The organism is Mesorhizobium sp. B2-8-1, from assembly GCF_006440955.1.
In the GTDB taxonomy this organism is placed as follows: domain Bacteria; phylum Pseudomonadota; class Alphaproteobacteria; order Rhizobiales; family Rhizobiaceae; genus Mesorhizobium.
In genome coordinates this window covers 211,555-235,275 of the sequence record NZ_VFTX01000005.1, presented here as the reverse complement: position 1 = coordinate 235,275, position 23,721 = coordinate 211,555, and the positions used below count along the sequence as shown (strand labels likewise).

At 60.9% G+C, this 23,721-nt stretch carries 27 protein-coding genes; 15 read left to right on the top strand and 12 right to left on the bottom strand.

Annotation, left to right across the window (positions count from 1 at the left end; genetic code table 11):
- Position 1: 1 nt before the first annotated feature.
- The 3 genes from FJ428_RS15640 to FJ428_RS15630 all read right to left on the bottom strand — a co-directional run bounded on the left by FJ428_RS15640 (position 2) and on the right by FJ428_RS15630 (position 2,354).
- Complete coding sequence (locus FJ428_RS15640) at positions 2–1,264, bottom strand: HAMP domain-containing sensor histidine kinase (RefSeq protein WP_224518961.1); 1,263 nt, start codon at positions 1,262–1,264, stop codon at positions 2–4.
- Positions 1,265–1,344: 80 nt separating this feature from the next.
- Positions 1,345–2,010: a response regulator transcription factor gene (locus FJ428_RS15635; protein ID WP_140879683.1), complete on the bottom strand. Its 666-nt coding sequence runs from the start codon at positions 2,008–2,010 to the stop codon at positions 1,345–1,347.
- Positions 2,010–2,354, bottom strand: coding sequence for a PepSY domain-containing protein (locus FJ428_RS15630; RefSeq protein WP_224518978.1), 345 nt, complete (start codon positions 2,352–2,354; stop codon positions 2,010–2,012). The genes FJ428_RS15635 and FJ428_RS15630 overlap by 1 nt, the downstream gene beginning before the upstream one ends.
- A gap of 110 nt (positions 2,355–2,464) precedes the next feature.
- On the opposite strand from FJ428_RS15630, the gene FJ428_RS15625 reads away from it, so the two are divergent.
- The 4 genes from FJ428_RS15625 to FJ428_RS30935 all read left to right on the top strand — a co-directional run bounded on the left by FJ428_RS15625 (position 2,465) and on the right by FJ428_RS30935 (position 4,117).
- Complete coding sequence (locus tag FJ428_RS15625) at positions 2,465–2,698, top strand: hypothetical protein (RefSeq protein ID WP_140879682.1); 234 nt, start codon at positions 2,465–2,467, stop codon at positions 2,696–2,698.
- 120 nt (positions 2,699–2,818) lie between these two features.
- On the top strand, positions 2,819–3,286 hold the full coding sequence (locus tag FJ428_RS15620; RefSeq protein WP_224518960.1) for a DUF2231 domain-containing protein: 468 nt from the start codon (positions 2,819–2,821) through the stop codon (positions 3,284–3,286).
- A 132-nt stretch (positions 3,287–3,418) separates the two neighbouring features.
- Entirely contained in the window at positions 3,419–3,610 is a 192-nt protein-coding gene (locus FJ428_RS30940; RefSeq protein WP_318012472.1) for a CBS domain-containing protein, read from the top strand.
- A gap of 87 nt (positions 3,611–3,697) precedes the next feature.
- Positions 3,698–4,117, top strand: coding sequence for a CBS domain-containing protein (locus FJ428_RS30935; protein WP_318012471.1), 420 nt, complete (start codon positions 3,698–3,700; stop codon positions 4,115–4,117).
- A gap of 696 nt (positions 4,118–4,813) precedes the next feature.
- Here FJ428_RS30935 and FJ428_RS15610 read toward each other — a convergent pair.
- The 4 genes from FJ428_RS15610 to FJ428_RS15595 form a co-directional block, all read right to left on the bottom strand.
- Complete coding sequence (locus tag FJ428_RS15610; RefSeq protein WP_140879680.1) at positions 4,814–5,083, bottom strand: DUF6455 family protein; 270 nt, start codon at positions 5,081–5,083, stop codon at positions 4,814–4,816.
- Positions 5,084–5,145: 62 nt separating this feature from the next.
- Positions 5,146–5,619, bottom strand: a complete 474-nt coding sequence (locus tag FJ428_RS15605; protein ID WP_140879679.1) for an NUDIX domain-containing protein — start codon at positions 5,617–5,619, stop codon at positions 5,146–5,148.
- A gap of 23 nt (positions 5,620–5,642) precedes the next feature.
- Positions 5,643–8,252: a magnesium-translocating P-type ATPase gene (mgtA, locus tag FJ428_RS15600; protein ID WP_224518959.1), complete on the bottom strand. Its 2,610-nt coding sequence runs from the start codon at positions 8,250–8,252 to the stop codon at positions 5,643–5,645.
- On the bottom strand, positions 8,252–9,064 hold the full coding sequence (locus tag FJ428_RS15595) for a universal stress protein (protein ID WP_140561927.1): 813 nt from the start codon (positions 9,062–9,064) through the stop codon (positions 8,252–8,254). Before FJ428_RS15595 ends, mgtA begins: the two co-directional genes overlap by 1 nt.
- 203 nt (positions 9,065–9,267) lie before the next feature.
- Here FJ428_RS15595 and FJ428_RS15590 point away from each other — a divergent pair, with 203 nt between their 5' ends.
- The 4 genes from FJ428_RS15590 to FJ428_RS15570 all read left to right on the top strand — a co-directional run bounded on the left by FJ428_RS15590 (position 9,268) and on the right by FJ428_RS15570 (position 12,640).
- A complete protein-coding gene (locus tag FJ428_RS15590; protein ID WP_140879677.1) occupies positions 9,268–10,824 on the top strand; it encodes a PAS domain-containing sensor histidine kinase in 1,557 nt (518 codons plus the stop codon).
- Complete coding sequence (fixJ, locus tag FJ428_RS15585) at positions 10,811–11,425, top strand: response regulator FixJ (protein ID WP_140879676.1); 615 nt, start codon at positions 10,811–10,813, stop codon at positions 11,423–11,425. The genes FJ428_RS15590 and fixJ overlap by 14 nt, the downstream gene beginning before the upstream one ends.
- Before the next feature lie 518 nt (positions 11,426–11,943).
- Complete coding sequence (locus tag FJ428_RS15575) at positions 11,944–12,192, top strand: lipoyl domain-containing protein (protein WP_140879823.1); 249 nt, start codon at positions 11,944–11,946, stop codon at positions 12,190–12,192.
- Between the two features lie 61 nt (positions 12,193–12,253).
- On the top strand, positions 12,254–12,640 hold the full coding sequence (locus FJ428_RS15570) for a translational machinery protein (protein ID WP_140879675.1): 387 nt from the start codon (positions 12,254–12,256) through the stop codon (positions 12,638–12,640).
- Positions 12,641–12,771: 131 nt separating this feature from the next.
- Here the strand turns inward: FJ428_RS15570 and FJ428_RS15565 are convergent, their stop codons facing one another.
- Together FJ428_RS15565 and FJ428_RS15560 are read right to left on the bottom strand one after the other, a co-directional pair.
- Positions 12,772–13,125: a cytochrome c gene (locus FJ428_RS15565; protein ID WP_140879674.1), complete on the bottom strand. Its 354-nt coding sequence runs from the start codon at positions 13,123–13,125 to the stop codon at positions 12,772–12,774.
- A 24-nt stretch (positions 13,126–13,149) separates the two neighbouring features.
- Positions 13,150–13,533 (bottom strand): phasin family protein, encoded by a 384-nt coding sequence (locus FJ428_RS15560; protein ID WP_140879673.1) that lies wholly within the window; start codon positions 13,531–13,533, stop codon positions 13,150–13,152.
- 194 nt (positions 13,534–13,727) lie between these two features.
- Here FJ428_RS15560 and FJ428_RS15555 point away from each other — a divergent pair, with 194 nt between their 5' ends.
- Together FJ428_RS15555 and hemA are read left to right on the top strand one after the other, a co-directional pair.
- Positions 13,728–14,552 (top strand): universal stress protein, encoded by an 825-nt coding sequence (locus FJ428_RS15555; protein ID WP_140879672.1) that lies wholly within the window; start codon positions 13,728–13,730, stop codon positions 14,550–14,552.
- Positions 14,553–14,822: 270 nt separating this feature from the next.
- The gene (gene hemA / locus FJ428_RS15550; protein ID WP_140879671.1) at positions 14,823–16,100 is read left to right on the top strand and encodes a 5-aminolevulinate synthase; all 1,278 of its coding nucleotides are present in this window, start codon (positions 14,823–14,825) and stop codon (positions 16,098–16,100) included.
- Here hemA and FJ428_RS30280 read toward each other — a convergent pair.
- On the bottom strand, positions 16,074–16,220 hold the full coding sequence (locus FJ428_RS30280; protein WP_181167305.1) for a hypothetical protein: 147 nt from the start codon (positions 16,218–16,220) through the stop codon (positions 16,074–16,076). The two genes, hemA and FJ428_RS30280, sit on opposite strands and share 27 nt — an antisense overlap.
- On the opposite strand from FJ428_RS30280, the gene FJ428_RS15545 reads away from it, so the two are divergent.
- The 3 genes from FJ428_RS15545 to FJ428_RS15535 are packed head-to-tail and all read left to right on the top strand — an operon-like array spanning position 16,219 to position 17,843.
- Positions 16,219–16,653: a DUF2267 domain-containing protein gene (locus FJ428_RS15545; RefSeq protein ID WP_140879670.1), complete on the top strand. Its 435-nt coding sequence runs from the start codon at positions 16,219–16,221 to the stop codon at positions 16,651–16,653. The two genes, FJ428_RS30280 and FJ428_RS15545, sit on opposite strands and share 2 nt — an antisense overlap.
- A gap of 3 nt (positions 16,654–16,656) precedes the next feature.
- Positions 16,657–17,385 carry a phosphoribosyltransferase gene (locus FJ428_RS15540; protein ID WP_140561912.1) on the top strand — a complete coding sequence of 243 codons (729 nt, stop codon included), beginning with the start codon at positions 16,657–16,659 and terminating at the stop codon, positions 17,383–17,385.
- 11 nt (positions 17,386–17,396) lie between these two features.
- Positions 17,397–17,843 (top strand): pyridoxamine 5'-phosphate oxidase family protein, encoded by a 447-nt coding sequence (locus tag FJ428_RS15535; RefSeq protein WP_140879669.1) that lies wholly within the window; start codon positions 17,397–17,399, stop codon positions 17,841–17,843.
- Between the two features lie 73 nt (positions 17,844–17,916).
- Here FJ428_RS15535 and FJ428_RS15530 read toward each other — a convergent pair whose 3' ends face one another.
- Complete coding sequence (locus FJ428_RS15530) at positions 17,917–18,753, bottom strand: universal stress protein (protein WP_140879668.1); 837 nt, start codon at positions 18,751–18,753, stop codon at positions 17,917–17,919.
- 176 nt (positions 18,754–18,929) lie between these two features.
- Here FJ428_RS15530 and FJ428_RS15525 point away from each other — a divergent pair, with 176 nt between their 5' ends.
- Positions 18,930–19,328: a cytochrome c gene (locus tag FJ428_RS15525; protein ID WP_140879667.1), complete on the top strand. Its 399-nt coding sequence runs from the start codon at positions 18,930–18,932 to the stop codon at positions 19,326–19,328.
- Positions 19,329–19,377: 49 nt separating this feature from the next.
- Positions 19,378–20,931 carry a bifunctional aminoglycoside phosphotransferase/ATP-binding protein gene (locus FJ428_RS15520; RefSeq protein WP_140879666.1) on the top strand — a complete coding sequence of 518 codons (1,554 nt, stop codon included), beginning with the start codon at positions 19,378–19,380 and terminating at the stop codon, positions 20,929–20,931.
- 22 nt (positions 20,932–20,953) lie between these two features.
- Here the strand turns inward: FJ428_RS15520 and FJ428_RS15515 are convergent, their stop codons facing one another.
- Positions 20,954–23,635: a bifunctional acetate--CoA ligase family protein/GNAT family N-acetyltransferase gene (locus FJ428_RS15515; RefSeq protein ID WP_140879665.1), complete on the bottom strand. Its 2,682-nt coding sequence runs from the start codon at positions 23,633–23,635 to the stop codon at positions 20,954–20,956.
- Positions 23,636–23,721 lie beyond the last annotated feature (86 nt).

Below are 23,721 nucleotides of genomic sequence, written 5' to 3'. Positions count from 1 at the left end.
CTCAGCTGTGTCGCGGCAAGGAAATGGTCACGACCAGACCCGGATCGGCGTTGGCCATGGCAAGGCGTCCGCCATAGGCTTCGACGATGTCGGAAACGATGGCCAGGCCTAAGCCGCTGCTACCGCCCTTGCTGTCGAGCTGGACGCCACGCGACAAGGCGGACTCCCGATCGGCATCCGGTATGCCTGGACCATCATCGGCGACGGTGACGATCACCTCGCTGGCGGCGGCGGATGCATCGACACGGACTGACGACTTTGCGTAGCGGGCGGCGTTCTCGACCAGATTGCCGAGGATTTCCGACAGGTCGCCTTCGTCGATTGGCGCCATCAGATCTTCCGCAACCCCCATCGTGAAAGAAAGCTGTTTGCCGCTTGGCGTTCGTTTGACGACGGCAACGACGCCAGCCGCGACGTCCGACACCCCACAGGATGCCTTGCCCGAGACTCCGGGCGCGAGGCGGGCGCGCGCGAGCTGCCGCTCGACATGGCGGCGGATCGCGCCGGTGCTCTTCTCGATCTCGTCGGCCAGATCCGTCTCGCCTTTTTTTCTCAACGCGCGGATGTCGGCCGAAAGAACTTGCAGCGGCGTCTTGAGGCCATGCGCCAGATCGGTAGCGCGCGAGCGCGCCCGAGCGAGAGCCTTCTCCTGGGCATCGAGAAGGCGATTGATTTCGTCAGCGAGCGGCTGCACCTCGCTTGGTGCCACCACATCGAGCCGCGCCGTTCGCTGCGCAATCACGCTTCCGACTGCGACCCGTAAGGTCTTGAGCGGTGCAAGGCCGATGGTGATCTGGATGAAAAACGCGGCCATGAGGACTGCAGCGAGCATCAGGAGAGCCGGAGCGAGATCACGAACATATTCGCTTACAGACACCTCAACGGTCCGATGATCTTCCGCCACGATGGCGCGAAAGGATCGGCCTCCGGCATCGATGATCGTGCGCTCGACCGCAATAGTGAGTTCTCCGCCCGGGCCCGAGAACTCCTCGACCGTTCGCAGCCCACCACTTGCGCTCCGCGCAGGCAGGAGCAGCTTGGCGTCCCACAAGGATCGCGAACGCTCGAGGCTGCCCGTGGCGACGTCCTCCACCTGCCAGTAGTAGCCGGACAGTGGATTGGCAAACCGAGGATCGGTCAGCACCGGGGTCACGACAAGGCGGCCATCGCTTGTGAAGGTCGTCGCGCCGATCAATTCGTTGAGGTCGACTGTCAGTTCGCCCACCACGCGCCGCTCGACGTGCAATTCGAACAGATAGCGCAAGCCGGCGCCGGCGATGCCCAGTGCGACAAGAATCGAGATGGTTGCCGCTAACCACAGCCGGAAGCGGATCGAGTTACCCATCAGGCGGCATCGTCGGGCATCAGATAGCCGAACCCTCGCCTTGTCTCGATGACATCGCTGCCGAGCTTGCGTCGCAATCGCGCTACAATGACCTCGATCGCGTTCGGATCGCGGTCGTTGCCTGAATCGTAAAGATGCTCAGCCAGTTCGGTCGGCGCCACCACCCGTCCTGCATGATGCATCAGAAACGCCAGGAGCCGGTACTCCAGCGGCGACAGGGAAACGGGGATGCCGCGCAGCGATATCCGCATCTGGCGCGTGTCCAGAAGCAGCGGGCCGGACCTCAGAACCGGTGCCGCCTGCCCTACCGAGCGACGCAGGATGGCGCGCAACCGGGCGAGTAGTTCTTCCATTTCAAAAGGCTTGGGAAGATAGTCGTCAGCCCCGGAGTTGATCCCCTCCACGCGTTCCGTCCACATCCCCCTTGCGGTCAGGATCAGAACCGGAAAACGGCGGTCGTTGGCCCGCCAACGTTTCAAGATCGTGAGGCCATCGAGCTTGGGCAATCCGAGATCCAGAATCGCGGCGTCATAAGTCTCGACATCGCCAGCGAACCAGGCAGCTTCACCATCCTTTACGACATCGACCGCCATTCCAGATGCCTTGAGGGCAGTCGCGATATCGGCAGCGATACGGGGCTCGTCCTCGGCGAGGAGGATCTTCATCAGTCGCCCTCCCCATCGCGCAGGATGACACCGGCACCGGCGTCGACGTCGATGGTCTTTCGCCGGCCATCGGCACCGACGACCTGGAACCGGTAAACCCATTTGTTGGCCTTGCGGACGAGATCGACCGCCACGACATCGCCGGGAGCTTTGGCGCGGACAACGTCCAGTATATCGGCAAGGCCCTTGATTTCGCCGTGCTCGTACAAATCCCGTGCCCGGTCATGGTCGCCGTCATCGTCCTCATCGGCGCGGGCAGCGAGAGGCATGGCCAGGACAAGTCCAGCGAGACCCAGCACCGCCAAACGCATCAACAGGCTTTTCATCGGCAAGGCATGTGGCACGTTCAAGCTTTCAATTTGCTGTCAATCATCCTCAGCCTGCAGCAAGCCAAGGGTCCATATCCAGGCATCATCGCGTCCAATCATGGCCGCGCCGAGAAGGATACCAGACCATGCGCAATTCCATGCTTGTCCTTGCAGCACTTGCAGGCCTCACAACCTTTGCCCTGCCGGCGGCCGCCGAATCGGACGAAGGATCATGTGGGGCGCAATCGTCCGTTGACCCATCCGGCCCGATCGACCTGCAGGCCATCCCGATGCAGGACGCCACCACCCCGAAAGCCATCAAGGGTGATGACGATGCGTGTGACGACCGGCGGGGCGATGAGGCCGACGAAAACGACTAGATCTCTCGTTCGCAGCGCGTGGCCCGCGACAGTGCATAACGCGCGCAACTGTCGTCGGCCAAGGCTCGCCGCAAGGCCGGCAATTGTCCAAAGTCCCCTACCAATTTCTGGAGAGTTTTCGTGGTTCCCATTCAGCACATCCACCCCATTCTTGTTCATTTTCCTATCGTTCTGATCTACACGCTTGCGGCTATCGACCTTGTGGCGCTGGCCGGCGGTAGCGCCGTCACCAGGAAATCGGGCGCCGGCACGATCTCAACCTTCGTGGCCCTGGCTGCCGGAGTGTTTGCCATTGGGACCTGGTTCTTCGGCGGTCTTGCCCTCGATCACGCCGAAGCGGCCGGCTTCAGCAGCGATATCGCAGAAATCCACGAGAGCCTGGGAGGTATCACTGCCTTTGCCTTCCTGATCTGGGGCCTTGTGAGGCTCGCACTTTGGGCCCGGAATCGCGAGTTTCGGGCTGTAACGATTGCCATCCCTTTGATCGAAATTTGCGGAGCAATTCTGGTCACCGCGACGGCCTATTATGGTGGACTGCTTGTCTATGAACTTGGCGTGAACGTCGCCAAGACCGCGATCGCTGGCTAACGGAAACGCGCCCGTCACTTGCGAGCCAACCTTTGAACCATTTGCCTCGATGGCAAAATGATTCAGATCAAGGCGCTTCGGGCATGTGAAGCCTAAGAAGCCGGAGGTTTGGAGAAACTCCGGAGAGCGAACATGCAAGCCGCAGCCGTAATGAGCAAACCAGTCGTCGGCATCGACCCGTCCGCATCGATCGCCGAGGCGGCAGGGTTGATGCTCTCCAACAAGATCAGCGGCTTTCCCGTCGTTCGCGGCGACGGCACCCTGGTCGGTATCGTCAGCGAGGGCGATTTCCTGCGTCGCGCGGAACTGGGCACGCAGCGCTAGCGCTCGCGCTGGCTGGAGTTTCTCGTCAGTCCCGGAAAGACCGCCGATGAATATGTCCACGCCAACGGGCGACGGATCGAGGAGGTGATGTCGCAAGATGTCGTCACGGCACCGCCTACCGCATCGCTCGCCGAGGTCGTCGAGCTCATGACGTGTCACCATGTCAAACGCGTTCCAGTTGTCGACGCCGGGAAAGTCGTCGGCATCATCACCCGCTCTGATCTTCTGCGGGCATTGCTGAACGTCCTTCCAGATGCAACGCCTTCAGCCATCGATGACGAAGAGATTCGGCAGAACATCACGACCGAGCTGGCGACAAAGAAATGGGCCGGCAAGGACCTGATCAACGTGACGGTGAAAAACGGGGTGGTGAAACTGAGCGGTGCCATCTTCGACGAACGTGAGCGCCAGGCGGCAATTGTTGCGGCCGAAAACGTCGGCGGCGTCAAAGCGGTCGAGGATGGTCTCTTCTGCGCGGATCCCGTGTCCGTCCTCCTGGTTTCTTAGTGCTGGCCGACCAACGCCGGGTGGTGTCGCGAGCCGCTGTGCCCAGAGAGCTTGAACTTGCGTCGGAGGATAGCTCGGCAGCGAAACAGGTTCGCGCTTACGCTTCGCCGCGTTCATATCGCGACCAGAAGGATCAGTGGCCGAAGGAGCAGCAGGGCGAATGCAACAAGCGCCGCGCCGGTAACTCTCTCTGCCATTCTTTTGCTTCCACTGAAGCGCCGACCTAGCAAAAGCCAAACCGATCCGGTGGCAGCCGTCATCACCAGGAGCGCAACCCAGAGGATCCCCAGGGCGCGCGGTTCGATGTTCATCGGCACGATAGCCAGGCAATATAAAGGCCTTCGGGTTCAGGGCACTGGTCGCCGCAACAGAAATGGCGTCGCCGCTTTAGAAACGTTGGACCGGCGCTTGCCATCAGACGCAGGCCAAGAATGACCAGCCATCCGGCTGCAGCCAGCCTCAGTATCTGAATGGCATCGGGCGACACAACGGGACGCAGCGAAAACCAGCATGCGGATGCGATCCCGTATCCGCATGCCTGAGCGGCTAAAAGTTTGATCGCATTCGCTCGTTTGACCGACCCCGCCATCAAAGAGCGTTCGTGGGCCCTGGTGCAACAAAGAGCAAAGATGCTTCTGGAAAGAACAGATCGTCCACCGAAGTCATAACGTCCTCAAGGCTGATCTGCTCGATGCACTACCGTTGGTCGGCTACGTGCTGCAGTCTTGCGATCAGGTCGCTGTTACGGCAATAGTCTGGCGGGTTCTCGGCTTGCTGATGTTCGTCGAGCCAGGTCATGCATTCGTCCTGATGGCCGCAGGCACGGCAGCGGTTCACTGCCCGATTGGTGACTGCCGCATGGTCTGCCACGACCTTCAAATGTCTGTCGACGCCGACCGTCCGCATCATGCGACCCATCAGAGCCGTTCTGGCGTCAACCGAAATCAGGTAATCGAGAAAGCTCATATTGATCACTCCTGCCTACTCGCCATCATTGCCATGTTGGCGGCAGGTGGCGTTGATCTCGATCAACAGGCTGTGTGGCGCAAAACCGAAGCGACAAAGCGGTCTAGAAAGGGCCGTTGACCGGCAAGCAGTTTTGCCCGGGCCAGGTCCAGATCCAGCCATGCACTGCGATCCACCTCGGGAAATGACTGCATGCGGCCGCTGCGTCGTGGCCATTCCATCTCAAACATGTTGCTGCGCAACGTGGCGGTATCGAAATCGCGTTCCAGCGCGAAAGCAGTGATGATTTTGCTCTTTCGCTGGCGCAACTCTCCCAGATTGAGCAGGGCTCCCTTTGGCTCCCAACCTGTCTCTTCCTGGAATTCGCGCCGCGCCGCGGCTTCTGGCAGCTCGCTGTCGTCATACTCGCCCTTGGCGATGGACCAACTGCCAAGATCGCGGCTTTGCCAGAAAGGGCCGCCGGGATGGACGAGCAGCACCTGCAGCCCATTGCTTGATCTGCGATAGGGCAGAATCCCCGCGCTTCTTTTCATCATCGCCTCAAGCCTCCCGCACCGGTCTATAACCTCGAGTAGGCCGCATGAGGTTTGGAGACTCTATCGATCATCCGCTGCGACTGGCGGCTCTCCCGTCCAAAGAACCAACGCTTGGTCGCCTCCGAGGCCAGGAGATAAAGCGCGGTGATAGCGACAAGCCCGGCAAGCACGGGCAGTGGCAAGGGCACGAAGCCGAACCAGGCAGCAAACGGCAGATAGGGGATCATGATCGCAACAACCCCGACAGCCAACGTAAGCCAGGCAAGCAACGGGCTCGGACGGCTTGCCCAGAAAGCTTTGTGTGTGCGCACAATGAGCACGATCGCAAGCTCTGTCAGCAACGATTCGACAAACCAGCCGGTCTGGAAGGCAGCCGCCGTGGCGTGAGCGACGAACAGCAGGAACGCGAACGTCGCGAAATCGAACAGCGAGCTGACCAGGCCAAAGCTGATCATGAACCGCCGTACAAAACGGATGTCCCAGTGGCGCGGCCGGCGCAGCTGGTCTGGATCCACATTGTCGCTCGCGATCGCCAGAGAAGGCACGTCGGAAAGGAAATTGTTGAGCAGGATCTGCGCTGCCAGAAGCGGCAGGAAAGGCAGGAAAAGCGAGGCAATTGCCATGCTGATCATGTTGCCGAAATTGGCGCTGGTGGTGATGGAGATATACTTCATGGTGTTGGCGAATGTCTTGCGGCCGTCGTCGACGCCGCGCACGAGCACACCCAGATCCTGCTTGAGAAGGATAATGTCGGCGGCCTCGCGCGCGACATCGACAGCGGTGTCGACCGAGATGCCAATATCTGCCTCATGGAGAGCCGGCGCATCATTGATGCCATCGCCGAGATAACCAACCACATGCCCCCTGCTCCGCAAGGCCTGAACGATGCGCTCCTTCTGGTTGGGATCGATTTCAACGAAGAGGTCAGTGTGCTGAACGCCTGCAAAGAGCGCGCTCTTGGTCAATTTCGAAAGCGCCTCGCCGGTCATGATCCTGTCGGCGCGTAGGCCGACCGCCTGGGCAAGGTGCGCGGCAACGTAGCGATTGTCGCCCGAAATGACCTTTACCGCGATGCCGCGGTGGGCGAGATCGGCAAGCGTCTCCTTGACGCCTTTCTTGGGCGGGTCGAGGAAAAGCAGGAAGCCCGCGAAGGCGAGATGGATTTCATCAGTCCTGCTCAACGTTTTCCGGCTCTCAAATCGACGGATCGCCACGCCCAGCACGCGGTAGCCTTCCGCGCTCCAGCGCCGGAATTTGTCGTCGATCGCCGCACGGTGCGTTGCATCGAGGGGTTCCAACCCCTTGGCTGTGTGGACGAAGGAGCAGATTTCGAGGACATTTTGAACCGCGCCTTTGGTAATCAGAAGGTCTTCGGTGCTCCGCACAATTACGGATAGACGCTTGCGGATGAAATCGTAGGGGATCTCATCGACCTTCGTGAAGGCAGCCAATGACCCTCCCTCGCCCGGCGCAGCGGCGATCGCTTCGTCCAGCGGGTTCTTCAATCCGGTCTGCAGGGTCGCGTTGAGACGGGCCCAAAGCAGTATGTCGGCCGACGCATTGCCATCGACATCGAGCCAACCGTCGAGGTGGATCACGCCTTCCGTCAGCGTGCCGGTCTTGTCGGTGCACAGCAGGTCCATGCTGCCCAGGTTTTCGATGGCATCGGGGCGGCGCACGATCACGCCGTTGGCCGCCATGGCGCGAGCCCCTCGCGCCAGCGTCACACTAATGATCGCCGGAAGCAGTTCCGGCGTGAGGCCAACCGCCAGTGCCAGCGAAAACAGCAGCGATTCAATCAGCGGTCGGTGCAGCATCAAATTGGCAAAGAATACCAGGATGACAATCGCCAGCATGATCTCGGTCATCAGGTAGCCGAACTGTCTTATCCCCCGGGCAAAGCCCGTTTCCGGAATTTTCCGCTCGAGGGCTGCGGCGATCGATGCGAATTCGGTGCGGGAGCCTGTCGCCGCGGCAAGCACGGTTGCCGTACCGCTACGAACCGAAGTGCCCGTGAAGACCGCATTGGTGCGCTGCGCAAGCGAAGCCTCTGGCGGCGACCGCCCCGGTGCCTTCACGACGGGAAAGGTTTCACCGGTCAGCACAGCCTCACTGACATTGAAATCGCGCGCGTCCAGAATGATGCCGTCCGCAGGAATGAGGTTTCCTGCCGAAAGCCGGATCAAGTCGCCCGGCACGATATCTTCGGCAGCAATCGAGCACTCTACGCCATCGCGCAACACTATCGCCTTGCGCGAAATGCGCTGTTTCAGCGCCTCGGTCGCCCGCGACGCGCCATACTCCTGGGTGAAACTCAGGACGCAGCTTGCCAGCACGATCGCGCCGATGATTGCAGCCTCCTGGCCCTCTCCGACGAAAGCCGACACGCTGGCTGCGAAAATGAGGATCAGGACCAGCGGGCTGCGGAACTGGCGGGCAAACACGATCAGGGCCGATGCGCTTGACTTCAACGCCGGTGTGTTTCGACCGAATTTTGCGAGCCTTGATGCGGCCTCCGAAGCTGCAAGCCCCGATGGCGACGTCTCGAGGCTCCGCAGAAGGTCATCGGTCTCGATCGACCAATAAGCGGCGCCGTCCGGTGCCACGGATTGCTGGTCAGCTTCGCTGGTCATCAATACGACATGAAGCGGTTGATGCCGCTCTCTTCGATGAGCGTGCGGGTGACGCCGCCAAACGCCCATTCCCGCAAGCGGCTATGGCCATAGGCGCCCGAAACGATCAAGTCCGCATGGATCGAGCGTGCGAACGTCAGCAGGCGGTCGCCATCAGCCTCGCCGGCGATCAGCTCGGTTCGCGCCTTGATGCCATGGTGTCCAAGGAACACGGCGACATCGTCGAGGCTGTCACGAATGCTCTCGTCACGGTTGGTGTCAATCGTGGCTACGATGACCTCGTTCGCCTTGGCCAGAAAAGGCAGTGCATCGGCTATCGCCCGCCGTGCCTCCCTGGTGTCCTTCCAGGCAACAAGCACGGTTTTTGCGCGGATATGCTCCATATTGCCTGCGGTGACCAGAACCGGCCGCCCGGTGCCGAGTGCAAGGCTGCCAATATCAACAGCGCGAAAGACGTTGTCTCCATCCCCGCCGCCGGTGACGATGAGGTCGGCCGCCCTGGCCGAAACGCTGAGGAACCGGGTCGGACTGCAGACCGCTTGTCCCCATTCGCTTGTAATCGAAGTTGGCACCAGCCTCTCGAACTCGGCACGCAATTCCGCAAGCCGCTTTTCGATTTCCGTTCGCTGGATCTGCATGATCTCGCCTTCGTAGACCATGCCGTCGCCGGTCGCGACCAGTGGCGGGACATCCGCTGCCGCCAGGCCAACTAGATGGGCTCCAAATCTTTCGGCAAGTTCGATCCCCACCTGCACAATGGGTGCAGGAGCCGCATCGATGGCGAGGTTCACGATGATTGACTTGTAGGACATTGCGGGTGCCTTTCGCTGAAACCATTGAATGCGTGATCAATTGCATTCGCCGGCGCCCGGTGCCTTGATGCGGGTCAAAGGGCCCGCCAATTGCGCCCGCCAACTGGATCTGTGTCCGAAACCGTCGTCTCGATCCGTTTTGCGTGTGCCGCGAGAAATGATAGGTACCCGTTGTACCACCGTCTCGAACCCAGGAACTTCAGGTGATCAAAGACGAAGCGCTCAGTTTGTCGCCCGGCGGGACGACGCTGAAATCCCTGTTGTCGCAAATGTTCGATAAGGCTCCGGGATTCATGGCCCTGATACGCGAGCCAGACCATGTCTTCGTGCTGACCAATGCCGCCTACCAGCGATTGATCGGCAACAGGCAAGTGATTGGAAAGTCAGTGCGGGAGGCCTTTCCCGAGCTCGAAGGGCATGAATTTCTCGAACATCTGGACCATGTTCACACGACGGGCGAGCCCTATATCGGCCACGGGGTGAAGGTTGGCCTTCGCAACAAGGCCGACGGGCCGGTCGAAGAGCGCATCCTTGATTTCGTCTATCAGCCGGTCAAGGCCGACGATGGCCGTATCACTGCGATCTTCATTGAAGGCACGGATGTCAGCGAACTCTCCTTTGCAAACGCAGCTCTTCTGTTGCGTGAAGATCACCTGCGATCGATCCTAGCAACGGTGCCAGACGCAATGGTCGTCATCGACGAACAGGGCGGGATTCAATCCTTCAGCACTGCGGCAGAAACGCTGTTCGGCTACCAGTCAGGTGAAGTCATCGGTCAAAACGTGAAAATGTTGATGCCCGCGCCCTACCGCGATGAGCACGACGCCTATCTGCTTCGTTACCTGACGACGGGCGAGCGCCGGATAATCGGGCTCGGCCGCACCGTTACCGGGGCACGCAAGGATGGCACGACCTTCCCTATGGAGCTTTCCGTCGGCGAGATGCATCCAGGAACCGGACGCTTCTTTACTGGCTTCTGCCGCGACCTGACCGAACGCCACCGGGCAGAAGCTAGAATCCAGGAGCAGCAGCAGGAGCTCCTCCACATGGCGCGGTTTACCGCGCTCGGCGAAATGGCCTCGACACTTGCCCACGAGATCAACCAGCCGCTCACCGCCATCACGAATTACCTCAAGGGCAGTCGTCGGCTGCTTGAAAAGAGCACGGAAGAGAACGCGCCCATGCTGCGGGATGCCGTGGAAAAGGCAGCTGAGCAGGCCCTGCGGGCGGGAGACGTCATTCGTCATCTGAGGGATTTTGTTGCCAGGGGCGAAAGCGAGCGCCAGGTCGAACGACTGCCCTTGCTGATCGAGGAAGCTGCATCCCTGGCCTTGGTCGGTGCGCGGGAGATGAATCTTCTCGTCAGCTACAAGCTTGATCCTGCCGCCGAACTGGTCTTGACCGATCGCATCCAGATTCAGCAGGTTCTGCTCAACCTGATGCGCAACGCGGTTGAGGCCATGCAGGATGCAGCACGACGCGAATTGAAAGTCACGACTATTGCCCGGGATGATGGGATGGCCGAGGTAAGCGTGATCGATACAGGCCCAGGTCTCGCGCCGGAGGTCTCGGCGCAACTTTTCCAGCCATTTGTGACCACCAAGAAGCAAGGCATGGGTGTCGGCCTTTCCATTTGCCGCACCATCGTTGAATCGCATAGCGGTCACATATGGGCCGAGGCGGTGCCGGCCGGTGGAACCGCGTTCCGGTTCACCTTGCGCATCGTAGAGAAAGAAGAGGTCACAAATGGCCGACAGTGATCTGGTGCACGTGGTCGACGACGACGTCGACGTTCGCAAGTCGCTCGGTTTTCTTCTGGCCACAGCAGACTTCGCTGTACGCCTGCACGAATCGGCCACAGCATTTCTGTCGACGGCGACGAGCAGTCCCGACGGCTGCATCGTCACCGACGTCCGCATGCCGGGCATAGATGGCATAGAGTTTCTGCGACAGCTCAGAGCAGGCGGACATACAATTCCGGTCATCGTGATGACTGGCCATGCCGACGTGGCGCTCGCCGTGCAGGCAATGAAGGAAGGCGCTTCCGATTTCATCGAAAAGCCGTTCGACGACGAGATGCTGATTGGCGCGATCCGCTCCGCGCTGGCCAACCGGAACCAGGCAAACGCGGCGCATCCCCAGTCTTCGGACATCCGCACGCGTCTGGCGACCTTGTCGGAACGCGAGCGGCAGGTGCTGGACGGGCTTGTGTCGGGTCTGCCGAACAAGACCATCGCCTACGATCTGGGAATCAGCCCGCGTACGGTCGAAATCCACCGGGCCAATGTCATGAGCAAAATGGGCGCGGGCAGCCTGTCACATCTTGTGCGCATGGCGTTGATCGTGGAATCCAGACCCTAGGGAGACCCTTCGAGAGGGTTGCCAGTTCTGGCTTGGGCCTGCTCCGGCTTCCAATCGCGCCAGTGGGTCGGCCGGATGTCAACACGGGCACCGGTGGTGGCGTTCTTCCAGCCTTCTCGACTCCTTACGCACGGAAATACGAGCGCATGCGTCCCCTCCTCGTCGACGACGGCGAGTTCGAGGTCGCGACCATACGGTGCGCTTAGGATAGAGTTCCACATTGTCTTAGCTTTGACGGAAACAGCGCGGCGCGCTTTGACCTGGATCATTTCTGAAATTGCGCGATGCGATTGTGGGCAAGTATGCGCGTCGGTCGTTGCGAGCGGACGAGGTCCAATCATTTGGTTGTGTAGGGGGTAAGCGCGCGCCGCTTGGCGACCGGCCATGCCAGCCCGGCCATTGTGCGAGTTGCAAAACAGCCGGCCGCTGTCTGCATGCTGGCATCCTCGCAGCTGTTTGATCGTGATCAAGGCCCAGTTTGGCGAAGCGCCTATCATTCGAAGCAGAAGGAGATTGCCATGCACTACATCAAGGTCGACGAAGCGCTATGGGCGTCCAGCATGTTGCCCGAGGGCATCCTGGAGCGTTGGTTCATTGCCAGCGGCGACACGATCAAGGCCGGCGAGCGAATAGCCGAAATTCGCGTCGAAGACGCGCTTCACGAGATTGTCGCGCCCGCAAGTGGCCGCGCGACGATTGTCGCCACAGCAAATGCCGTCATCGAACCCGGCTCGATCCTGGCAACGCTGGAGTTCCAATCTGCGTGAACCATTCGACGCCTCACCGCGACGATTGCGCTCATCAACAATCACTCAAGGACCTATAGACATGCAGACCCAACATGCCGTCGCTTGGCTCGACCATCGCGAAGCCAAGGTGTTTTTCTTCAACCGTGAGACAGCCGAAAGCGTGAGGCTTGTCACCACGCTGGCGCATCATCAGACCCACAACAAGGCAGGCAGCATCGACGGCAAGCGAGCGCCCGAAGACGACGCCTTCTACCACGATGTGGTCAACGCCCTGCAGCCAGCCAAGGAATGGCTGATCGTGGGACCAGGATTGGCAAAAGATGAACTGGCCAAGCACATCCGTGACCACCATGCGCACTTGAAGGATCGCATCGTCGGTGTTGAAACGGCGGATCATCCTACGGAGGCCCAGATTGTGGCACACGCGCGGTCGTTCTTCCGTGCCGCTGACCGGATGTTGCCCTAGCTCAGTCTGGAGTTGCTCTGATGGCCCGCGATCGGCTGCGAGGGTCGATTGCATTCTACAGTGCGGCTTGCATTAACTCCCATCGCGCAGCGAACCGTCTGGTTCGGTCGACCGTTGCGCCCATGGCCCGATCACGGCTGCTGCAAGCCGCTGATGTAGGCGATTATCGCCTCGATCTGGTCAGGGCTTGCAACCCATTCGGGCATGTCCGGATGGCCGGTCGAAATGCCCTCGGCGAGGGCTTCCTCGAGATCCGTGATCGGATAGCGCTTCGATAAGGTGCGAAACGCCGGCGCGTCGGGATGGGTGCTTTGATCGGTTTTTCCAATGGCGTGGCAGCGGGCGCAATTGAACTCAACCAATGCCTGGCCGCGTTCCGTCAAGCTGTTGGCCTGTGCAGGCACGAATCCAAGCAGCAACGCCGCAGGTGCGCAAACCCATCGAAACCGCCGCCGGCGACGCCCGTTGCCCATATAGCTGCTCATGGTTGCAGGCCTCCGCCTTTCGATCTACGCGACTGTCTTCGCCGCTGCGTCCTCGATTGCGGTTTTGGCCTCCTTGCGCACGCGCTTAGCCGTTTCCGACGCGAGCTTGGAGGTCAGGCCCGCGACCTTGCCGGCTTCGGTTGTGTATTCCAATGTCGCATTCTGCAGGAAAGTGGAGAAGATGTCGAAGGCGTCGTTGAACTCAGCGCCGTCGAGCAGGTCACCGGCCAGCTTAACATCCTGCTCGTAGCGATGTTTCAGAAACCCCAGCGTTTCGATGTGATAGCGCATCATTGCCTTGAAAGCATGCGCCTGAAGAGACGTCGCAGCGAGGACGACCTTCTGGCCATTCTCCACCATCGGCAATAGTTGCATGCCGAATTGCGACGGTTGGGGATGAATCTGCATGATCGGTACTCCATTGTGAGGGTGCAAACAAAAGTGTTCGCCATACGACGCTAACGCTATTCGTCGCCAGGTCGTTGATCCGGATCAACAGGTGCTATCGGGCGCCACCGATATCGTTCCCGCGTTTGACACGCATCAAGGTCGTTGCCCGCTCTTCGTGGCTAGCTCGCTTCAACGCAAAAGAGGCTGCAGCGATGGCTTTCAAAACGATCATGGTTCAACTGGACGTGGACACCATCGCCGCGCCACGCATCTCCATGGCCTGGGATCTTGCGCAACGACATGATGCCGATCTGATCGGCTTCTGTGCGGCCGAGCCGCATTTTGTCCTGCCAACCGGCACCGATGACCAGGCGGCGACCAAGGCGTTGTGGTGTCAGGTGGAGGAGATTGAGGGCCGCCTCAACTGCTTGAGAGAGGAATTCCTGAGCACAGTCAACGGCAGCAACCGTGCCTCGTGGCGAGGAGAAATAGGAAATCCCACTCGCCAGCTCGCACTCAATGCGCGTGCCGCCGACCTGATCCTAACTGGCTCGCCAACGGTTGACCTGATCGTCGACCATCATCGCATGCTGGATTCGGCAAGTCTCATTCTTGCAGCCGGCCGCCCGATACTCGTGGCCTCGGAAAACATTGCACCGATCAGGGCTGAAAGCATCCTGATAGCATGGAACGACACGCGGGAAGCGCGCCGCGCTGTCGTCGACGCAATGCCCCTTCTGATCGAGGCCAGGAATGTTGTGGTCGTCTCCGTGGACCGGGGAAACACCGCGCCTCGGGACGATGTTGCGGACGTCGAGCGCTTCCTGGCACGCCACGGCGTGAAGGCGCGATCGGAAGTTTTGGATGCGCGCGGCTCCGAGCCGGCGGACCTGCTCCTGCGGATTGGGCACGAAATTGCGGCTGATCTGATTGTTCTGGGAGGGTATGGGCACAGCCGCGTTAGGGAAATGACCTTTGGCGGCGTAGCGCGTTCTGTGCTGGGCAGCGGATCGTTGCATCGGTTCATATCGAACTGAGCAAAAAGACATCTCAGGCACCACGATATTGACATGAATCAAGGTCGGCCTTTCCCGCAAAGGGCTACGTCCACCCTTGCCAAGTTGAGCGTAGCCGATGACGTGCGGGGCAAAAAACCGCGAGCAAACGCGGGCGGGTGCAGAGCGATATGTCATGCTGGCAACAAGACTTGGTAAGGGCCGCCGAACCGCAATTGCGCCGTTGGTCAATTCCACGCAGCGGGGGTGCGGCCGCACCAGCGATTGCTTAACAGGCAAAGGAACGTCGACATGAACTATCAGCGGTTCTTCGAGGAAGCGATCGACCAGCTCCATGCCGAGCGTCGCTACCGCGTCTTCGCCGACCTGGAGCGCATCGCGGGCAAGTTCCCGCGCGCCATCTGGCGTTCCAATGGCCGTGCCGAGGAAATCACCGTCTGGTGCTCCAACGACTATCTTGGCATGGGCCAGCATCCCGACGTCATCGCCGCGTTTCAGAATACCGCAGGCAAAATGGGTTCGGGCGCCGGCGGCACCCGCAACATTTCCGGCACCAGCAACCCGCTGGTCGAGCTTGAAGTGGAGCTTGCCGACCTGCATGACAAGGAGGCGGCACTGGTCTTCACCTCCGGCTTCGTCTCCAACGAAGCCTCGATCTCGACCATCGCGAAGCTTTTGCCCTACTGCCTGATCATCTCGGACGAATTGAACCACGCCTCGATGATCGAAGGCGTGCGGCGTTCCGGCGCCGAAAAGAAGATCTTTCGCCACAACGACGTCGCGCATCTCGAAAGCCTGCTGCAGGCGGCGGGCCGCGAACGCGCCAAGCTGATCGTCTTCGAAAGCGTCTATTCGATGGATGGCGACATCGCGCCGATCAGAGAGATCGTAGAGCTCGCCGAGCGCTACAACGCGATGACCTATATCGACGAGGTCCATGCCGTGGGCATGTACGGGCCGCGCGGCGGCGGCATCACCGAGCGCGAAGGCCTGGCCGACCGCATCGACATCATCGAAGGCACGCTGGCCAAGGCATTCGGCACGCTGGGCGGCTACATCACCGGCACCAGTGCCGTGATCGACGCAGTGCGCTCCTACGCGCCGGGCTTCATCTTCACCACGGCATTGCCGCCGGCGATCGCCGCGGCGGCCACCACCTCGATCCGCCATTTGAAGCGCTCGCAGGCTGAGCGTGACGCCCAGCAGCAGCAGGCCGGGAGAACCAAGCAGATCCTGTCGGCCGCCGGCCTGCCGGTGATGGACTCGCCGACCCATATCGTGCCGCTGCTGGTCGGCGACCCGGAGGCCTGCAAGATGGCCAGCGACCGCCTGCTCGGCGTGCACGGCATCCACATACAGCCGATCAACTATCCGACCGTGCCGCGCGGCACCGAGCGGCTGCGCATCACGCCGACGCCGTTCCATTCGGATCAGCTGATCGCCGAGCTGCAGGACGCGCTGGTCGAGACATGGGACGCGCTCGGCATTCCCTACGGCTCCGCTGGCCGGCCCGCTGTCGCGAAGAGCGATCGGATTGTTCCGCTACTGGTTCAGAAATCCGGCGGCTGAAACCCGCCGCCTGCCCAAACGGTCTTCGTCTCCTTTGCCCAGAGCAATTTGATCCTGCTCAATGCTTAAAGCTTTTCGATGCCTGAGAATGAAGTTCAAATCTTCCAGGAGCATCGCCATGGGCCATATTTCCCACACGTCTTTCGCTGACTTCACGCACGCTGGCCAGCAGGCGCAACAGTGGGTCAAGGAACTCGCCAAGGACCTCTGCTGGAGCGAGCCGAGCGCGTGCCGCCTTCTGCGGTCCGTTCTGCACACGGTGCGGGATTGGCTGTCGCCAGCGGAAATGGCCGATCTCTCGGCGCAACTGCCTGTTTTGGTCCGCGGCATCTATTTCGAGGGCTGGAATCCATCGGTGCCTGCGCATGAGCGCACGAAGCGCGACTTCATTATCAGCGTCAGAAACAGTTTCGGCTACGATGAGGAGATCGATTTCGATGTCGCGATCGGTGCCGTGTTCAAGCTTCTCGACCGTCACATTTCGCATGGTGAGATCGTACAGATCAGAAACTCGATGAAGAAGTCGCTGCGAAAACTGTGGCCGGTGGATTGACCGATGTTCCGCGACCGGGAAGACGCTGGGGTGAAGCTTGGCCTGGAACTGAACAGGCTTCAACTGCAGCAGCCAATCGTACTGGCATTGCCGCGTGGCGGCGTGCCTGTCGCAGTGGAGGTGGCCAGAGCTCTCAACGCTCCTCTTGACCTGCTGATCGTCCGCAAGGTCGGCGCCCCAGGCAATCCTGAGCTGGCTGTTGCAGCAATCGTCGACGGCGACCCCGGGGAGGTCGTGTTGAACCGGGAGATCGTCGAGGCCTATGCGCTCGATGAAGGCGAGCTACGCGTCTTGATTGCAAATGAGCGTCCAGAACTCGAACGCCGGCGTGCTGCCTATCGAGGGAAGACCAAACCGATCTCGATCGCGGGAAAGACCGCGATCATCGTGGATGACGGGGCCGCGACCGGTACGACCATGAAAATCGCGATCCGCGCCATAAAGCGCCGTTCGCCAAGGGAAATCATCGTGGCAGTTCCTGTTTCGCCGCAAGAGACGGTCGCTGAACTGGCATGCGAAGCAGATCGTGTGGTTTGCCTAAGTCAACCAGGACAGTTTCGTGCCCTGAGCTACCATTACATGCGGTTTCCTCAGCTCTCGGACAGTGATGTCGTCGCTGCCATGGGCGAGGCTGGCCGGTCGCAAACGGACAGGCAACACCTAAGTGGGCAACACGCAGCCGGTTCGAAAGTCGCCACGAAAACAATGCCACGGAACAACCGAGAGAAATAGGAGATCACGCCATGCTGGTCCGAACCCTTTCTGCTTTGGAATGCACGAAAATACTGACTGCCAATCGGGTTGGCCGCCTGGCATGCGCAAAGGACGGGCAGCCCTACGTCGTGCCCTTCTACTACGCCCATTCGGATGCTCATCTTTACGCGTTTTCCATGCCGGGAAAGAAGATCGAATGGATGCGGGCCAATCCGCTGGTGTCCGTCCAGGTTGACGAGCATGGCCAGGGGCGAGGATGGAGAAGCGTCGTTGCCGACGGCCGGTACGAAGAGTTGCCGGATCGAATTGGCCACAAGCTCGAACGCGATCATGCATGGTCGCTGTTGAGCAAACATACCGACTGGTGGGAACCTGGCGCGCTCAAGCCCGTCATGCCTCCCACAACCGACAGTGCTCCGCACGTTTTCTTCCGGATTCTCGTCGAACAGGTGTCCGGACGAGAAGCGAGCGAGTAGTCGCCCCGTTAGGTCTTGCGAGAATTGAAGAGGGCCGGCGCAATCTGCACCGGCCCCATTTTCTGTTGAATTGCTATCGCGCCATCAAGACCGGCAGCGATTGACCCTCAAGCATTGACTTGGTGACCCCACCAAAAATCCGCTCGCGCAGCCGGGAGTGACCATAGGCGCCCATGACCATCAATTCGGCCGCAACATCGCCGGCATGTTGGCGCAGTACGTCGGCGACCGAATGGTTCGCGCTCGGCAGGCGCTCGACCGTAACTTTCACGCCGTGCCGGGCAAGATAGGCGGCGGCATCGGCTCCGGGTTCCGCGCCGTGATGGAACTCGTCCTCGATCGGGTCGACCATAACGAGGTGCACCTCTACCGCGCCCTTCAGCATATCGAGCGACTCGCGGACGGCGCGCGAGGACTCAAGGCGCGCGTCCCACGCGACCAGGATGCGTTTCGGCTTCAGCGTCGGGCGCGAGCCTTCGGGAACAAGCAGAATGGGCTTTCCCGATGAGAACAGCGTGCCCTCGATCACTTTATCCTTCAGCGCATGGCTTGCCAGCAGATCCGGTCCCAGAATGGTCAGATCGGCGTAGCGGGCACGCCTGCCGATGACATCGTCAGCCCATCCCGTGTCGGGATAGTCGTCGCTCAGATCAGCCGATACCGGGGTCTGTGAAAGAAAGGCGCCGACTGCCGATATTCGTTTCTCGAGCCTTTTCAGCTCGGCCTGACGCTCCTCGAGCCAGGCTGGTGAGACGATAGCAGCATACTCACCACCCGACGGCGGTGCGGCAAGCTCAAGGACGAGCACCGAAAGGTGGGCATCGATCTGTTCGCACAGAGAGGCGGCGAGCTTGAGATCGCCATCCCCCTGGTTCGGTCCGGTAACCGTAAGCAATGTCTTGAAGGACACGGCGGCAACTCCTCATTTCGCGTGAAGGTTCAATCGTTGCTGAGGCATAGCCGACAGGAGCCGGTGCGTTCATTGCGCTGGATCAAACGTCTTGGCTGTGGCGGCTATTTGATCCGCATCAACGTGCTGGCCTGCCAAGGCTGTAGGCTTCAGCCAAATAATCAGGGAAAACGCAGATGAGATTCCTGGTCGCGGCGGCTCTCGCTGGCATGACCTTCCATACGGCCAGTGCGCAGGACCTCGGCGACGGCAAGTCCGAATACATGAACTCGTGCGCCGTCTGCCATGGCCCGGACGGCAAGGGCGATGGACCGTTGGGCGACGAACTGTTGAAGCGTCCGAGCGACCTGACGCGCATCTCCAGTCGCAATGGCGGCGAATTCCCTTACTGGCGCGTCTATGCCGTGATCGACGGCCGAGCCATGGTGCCGGCGCATGGCGAGCGCGACATGCCAGTATGGGGCAGCCAGTTCCTGCCTGCCGACGTGAAAAGATACGGCCCGAACGCCGGCGAAATCGTCACCAGGGAACGCATCCATGAATTGGCAGGTTATGTCCAGACATTGCACCAATGAGCGCAGATCGCGGAAACGAATTTCGCAGGACAAATTAGGGAGGCCGGCCATGATCGTTGAAGACCAGCAAGCCACAGCCGCTTTCCTGCTTGATCCTTCCTCCTATGGCGCGACCGGGCCTGTCGAGGATATTGAGACCCACATATCGCGTCTCTTTCTGGTTGGCCAACGCGCCTACAAGATGAAGCGGGCGGTCAAGCTGCCCTATGTCGATTTCTCGACGCCGGCCCTCAGGCTGGCCGCCTGCGAGAAAGAGGTGGAACTCAACTCGAAGACCGCGCCCGGCCTTTATCTGGGGGTGCGGCGCATCACGCGGGAAGCCGACGGCAAGTTGGCTTTCGATGGCACCGGCCAAATGGTCGATGCGGCAATCGAGATGGTCCGCTTCGACCAGTCGAAGCTCCTAGATCGGATGGCAACCGCCGGAGAATTGACGCCGGCGCTGACGACCAGGGTCGCACGCATGATCGTGGGCTACCACCGTTCCGCGCCGACAATCCACAATGGCAGCGGCTCATCCAATCTGGCCGGTGTGCTCGACATCAATGAAGCCGGCTTTGCCACCAGCCATGTTTTCGCAAAAGCAGAGGTCACGAGCTTTGCCAAGGCCCTCCGCACAACCCTCCACCGGTATTCGGAATTGCTCGACCGCCGGGAAGCCGCGGGCAAGGTCCGCAGGTGCCATGGCGATCTGCATCTGCGCAACATCTGCCTTTTCGACGGCGAGCCCCGCCTCTTCGATTGCATCGAATTCAACGACCAGATCGCCAGCATCGATGTTCTGTACGACCTTACCTTCCTGTTGATGGACCTTTGGCATCGCGGCTTCCCCCAGCTCGCCAATCTCGTGATGAACCGCTATCTCGACGAGGCCGACGATGAAGACGGTTTCATCCTACTGCCCTTTTTCATGGCCGTGCGGGCTGCCGTGCGCGCCCATGTCATCGCAACGCAGGTCGAGGAAGGCAGTGCCAATTCCGAGAAATTGATTGCCGAGGCCAGATCCTATTTCGCCCTTGCCCGGACTTTGCTCCAGGAAACATCGCCGCGGCTGGTCGCCATCGGCGGTCTCAGCGGTTCCGGAAAGACGACCGTTGCGGAGGCGCTCGCCGCCCATGTCGGTGCGCCGCCCGGCGCCCGCATTGTGGAAAGCGACCGCATCCGCAAGGCCATGCATGGGGTGCCGGCCGAAACGCGGCTGCCGGACAAGGCTTATCGGCCGGAGGTATCGGACCGTGTCTATCGCGACATGGCATGGCGGGCCGGCCTGATCCTTGCGGAGGGCGGTTCGGTTGTCGCTGATGCCGTATTTGACAGGCCTGCCGATCGCGACCGTATCGAGAAGGCGGCAAGCGTCAGGGGTGTGGCTTTCGCCGGGTTCTGGTTGGAAGCGGACCCGCTTGTTCTATGGCAACGGGTCAGTGATCGCAAGGGCGGCCCTTCCGACGCCACCATAGATATCCTTTCGCGGCAATTGCAGCGAAACGCCGCCCAAACGAGCTGGCGCAGGATCAATGCCGATCGGAAGCTTGCCGACTTAGTCACAGAGCTGAGAAGGTTTTCCGACAGCGATGCGTCCGACACCCTGCGCACGGCCTCATGAAAGGTACGGCAGATGATCGCCCTTAGTGCAGTTGGAGCCTAGCCTCGACAAGGCCGGGCTCGTCCGGAAGATGGGCGATCGAGAAGCCGAATTCGCGGCACATGGCCAGCATCCTCGTGTTCTCGCTGAGCACGATGCCTTCTATCCGGCCGATCCCATCGGCCTTTGCATAATCAACAATCTGCCTGAGCAATTCCCAGCCCAGGCCGTGCCCCTGCAGATCCGAACGCACCAGCAAGGCGTACTCGGCGCTAAGGTGATCGGGATCGCAGGAAAGTCGGCTGATGCCCGCCAATGCGCCAGTGCTTGTCTCCAGGGCTACGAAGGCCATGTTGCGGTCATAGTCGAGCTGGGTGAGCCTCTTCAGCATCTGGTCGCAGAAGCTTTTGCGCGGCGACAGAAAACGCAGGCGCAGATCATCGCGCGAAATTTTGGCAAGGAATTCGGGATAGAGCGCGATGTCGGCCGGCTTGATCGGCCTGATACGATAGTGCTTGCCGCCTCCCGCAAACGCCTTCTCCCAACCCGATGGATAAGGCCTGATGGCAAGTGCGGGGTTCGGCCCGACCTCTTCCACCCGTTCCGGCTCGATCTCGATGCGGGCGTCGAGCGCAATCACACCCTCGGCGTCGGCCAGCAGCGGATTGATGTCCATCGCAACCAGGCACGGGAAGTCGACGATCATCTGCGACAGGCCGTTGAGTGCAGCAACGATCGACTGCCGATCGGCCGGCTTGCGATCGCGAAACCCGGCAAGCAGGCGGCCGATCCGCGTCTGGGCGATCAGGTCCCCTGCAAGAACGTCGTCGAGCGGTGGCAGGGCGATCGCTGTATCGTCCATAACTTCGACCGCGACGCCACCGGCTCCAAACAGGATGGCCGGTCCGAAGATCGGATCCCGGCTCATGCCGAGGATGAGTTCCTGCGCCTGTTTTCGCGTCACCATCGGCTGAACGGCACAGCCTTCAACATCGGCTTGCGGTGCGTGCTTGCGCACGCGCGCCTCGATTGCGCGTGCTGCAGCTCCAGCAGCAGCGGCATCGGCGATGTTGAGCACCACCCCGCCAATGTCCGATTTGTGCGAGATCGCCTTGGACAGCAGCTTGACGACGATCCGTTCGGACGTCTTGAGGAGCCGACCGGCCGCCACTTCCACTTCGGCAGGCGACCTGGTGACCACCGTCTCGGGCACCGGGATGCCGTAGGCGGAAATTGCTGCCTTGGCTTCGGGCTCGGTCAGCATTCGCCGCCCCTCCCTCGCGACCTCCCTGAAAATGGCGAGCACGGCTTCCCGATCGCTCGTGACGTCCTCGCTGCGGCTCGACGGTGTGCGCATCAATGCCCGCTGGGCACGCGACCAATCGCTGAGGTAGGCGACGGCCATTGCCGCGTCAGCCGGCGTTTCGAAACTGGCAATGCCGGCATCCTGAAGGATTTGCCGCCCGGGGCGCGCCGTATGCTCCCCGAGCCAGCAGGTCAGGACCGGTTTGCCGGCGATCATCCCTTCCCTTGCGAGTTCCGTAACCGCGCTTGCCGCGGCAAGCGGCGAACCCAGCCCCGTTGGACAATTCATCACCAGGACGACGTCCGTTCCGGGGTCTGCCGCCACGGCTTCGACGGCCACCTTGTAGCGCTCAGGCGGGGCGTCACCGATGATGTCGACCGGATTGGCGTGCGACCATGTCGGCGGCAATACGGCGTTCAGGCGTTCGATGGTGGCGGGCGACAGCGCGGCCAGTTCCCCTTGCCCATCGATTAGCTGATCAATGGCCAATACCCCTGCCCCGCCGCCATTGGTGACGATGCCGACACGGGCCCGTTTGAGCGGAGCGAAGCGGGCGATCGTCTCTGCGGCATCAAACAGCTCGGTCAGGCCTTTGACGCGCAGGATGCCTGCGCGCAGCAATGCCGCATCGACGACACGGTCCGCCCCCGACAGCGCGCCGGTGTGGGTCGCTGCCGCCTTGGCCGATTGCTCGTGCCGACCGGATTTTATCGCGATCACCGGTTTGACCCGTGCCGCCGCACGGGCGGCCGAGATGAACTTGCGGGGATTGGGAATAGTTTCGAGATACATCACGATGGCGCGCGTGTGCATGTCGCCCGCCAGCATATCGATGCAATCTCCCACGTCGACATCCGCCATGTCACCCAGGGAGACGATTTGCGAGAAGCCGACATTGTTGTCGGCCGCCCAGTCGATCAGCGACGTGGCAATGGCGCCGGATTGCGACAGCAGCGCGATGTTGCCAGGCTCGGCGGCCATATGTGCAAATCCGGCATTGAGCTTCAGTGGCGGGATCATCAGCCCGACCGTGTTCGGCCCGATGATGCGGAAAAGATTGGGCTTGGCGGCGTCGAGCATGGCCTGACGCAGGCCGTTCTCGCGCGTAAGTCCGGCGGTGATCACGACTGCCGCTCGCGTGCCCTTGTCGCCGAGCTCGCGCACGATGCCGGGAACCGTCTCCGGCGGCGTCACGATGACACCGAGGTCGGGAATGCCTGGCAGGTCGGCCGCCTTCGCGTAGCAGCGTCGACCAGCCACCTGCGAATGTTTCGGGTTGACCGGCCAGATCTCGCCTTCGAAGCCGCCATTGACGATGTTGTCGAAGACGACACGGCCGACCGACCCGTCGCGCACCGATGCCCCGAACACGGCAACCGACTTCGGAGCGAACGCATGATCGAGATTTCGGATCGTCACCCCTAATGTCTCCTGTTCATGGCGATCATCGCCAGTCGATCTTGCCCGTTCGTTGCGTTGGATCAAAGCGTTCTCCGGTTATCGCG

Coding starts and splice junctions, on each gene's coding strand:
- FJ428_RS15635 (WP_140879683.1), bottom strand. CDS start 2,010: ATGAAGATCCTCCTCGCCGAGGACGAGCCCCGTATCGCTGCCGATATC.
- FJ428_RS15625 (WP_140879682.1), top strand. CDS start 2,465: ATGCGCAATTCCATGCTTGTCCTTGCAGCACTTGCAGGCCTCACAACC.
- FJ428_RS30940 (WP_318012472.1), top strand. CDS start 3,419: ATGCAAGCCGCAGCCGTAATGAGCAAACCAGTCGTCGGCATCGACCCG.
- FJ428_RS30935 (WP_318012471.1), top strand. CDS start 3,698: ATGTCGCAAGATGTCGTCACGGCACCGCCTACCGCATCGCTCGCCGAG.
- FJ428_RS15610 (WP_140879680.1), bottom strand. CDS start 5,083: ATGAGCTTTCTCGATTACCTGATTTCGGTTGACGCCAGAACGGCTCTG.
- FJ428_RS15605 (WP_140879679.1), bottom strand. CDS start 5,619: ATGATGAAAAGAAGCGCGGGGATTCTGCCCTATCGCAGATCAAGCAAT.
- mgtA (WP_224518959.1), bottom strand. CDS start 8,252: ATGACCAGCGAAGCTGACCAGCAATCCGTGGCACCGGACGGCGCCGCT.
- FJ428_RS15595 (WP_140561927.1), bottom strand. CDS start 9,064: ATGTCCTACAAGTCAATCATCGTGAACCTCGCCATCGATGCGGCTCCT.
- fixJ (WP_140879676.1), top strand. CDS start 10,811: ATGGCCGACAGTGATCTGGTGCACGTGGTCGACGACGACGTCGACGTT.
- FJ428_RS15575 (WP_140879823.1), top strand. CDS start 11,944: ATGCACTACATCAAGGTCGACGAAGCGCTATGGGCGTCCAGCATGTTG.
- FJ428_RS15570 (WP_140879675.1), top strand. CDS start 12,254: ATGCAGACCCAACATGCCGTCGCTTGGCTCGACCATCGCGAAGCCAAG.
- FJ428_RS15565 (WP_140879674.1), bottom strand. CDS start 13,125: ATGAGCAGCTATATGGGCAACGGGCGTCGCCGGCGGCGGTTTCGATGG.
- FJ428_RS15560 (WP_140879673.1), bottom strand. CDS start 13,533: ATGCAGATTCATCCCCAACCGTCGCAATTCGGCATGCAACTATTGCCG.
- FJ428_RS15555 (WP_140879672.1), top strand. CDS start 13,728: ATGGCTTTCAAAACGATCATGGTTCAACTGGACGTGGACACCATCGCC.
- hemA (WP_140879671.1), top strand. CDS start 14,823: ATGAACTATCAGCGGTTCTTCGAGGAAGCGATCGACCAGCTCCATGCC.
- FJ428_RS15545 (WP_140879670.1), top strand. CDS start 16,219: ATGGGCCATATTTCCCACACGTCTTTCGCTGACTTCACGCACGCTGGC.
- FJ428_RS30280 (WP_181167305.1), bottom strand. CDS start 16,220: ATGGCGATGCTCCTGGAAGATTTGAACTTCATTCTCAGGCATCGAAAA.
- FJ428_RS15540 (WP_140561912.1), top strand. CDS start 16,657: ATGTTCCGCGACCGGGAAGACGCTGGGGTGAAGCTTGGCCTGGAACTG.
- FJ428_RS15535 (WP_140879669.1), top strand. CDS start 17,397: ATGCTGGTCCGAACCCTTTCTGCTTTGGAATGCACGAAAATACTGACT.
- FJ428_RS15525 (WP_140879667.1), top strand. CDS start 18,930: ATGAGATTCCTGGTCGCGGCGGCTCTCGCTGGCATGACCTTCCATACG.
- FJ428_RS15520 (WP_140879666.1), top strand. CDS start 19,378: ATGATCGTTGAAGACCAGCAAGCCACAGCCGCTTTCCTGCTTGATCCT.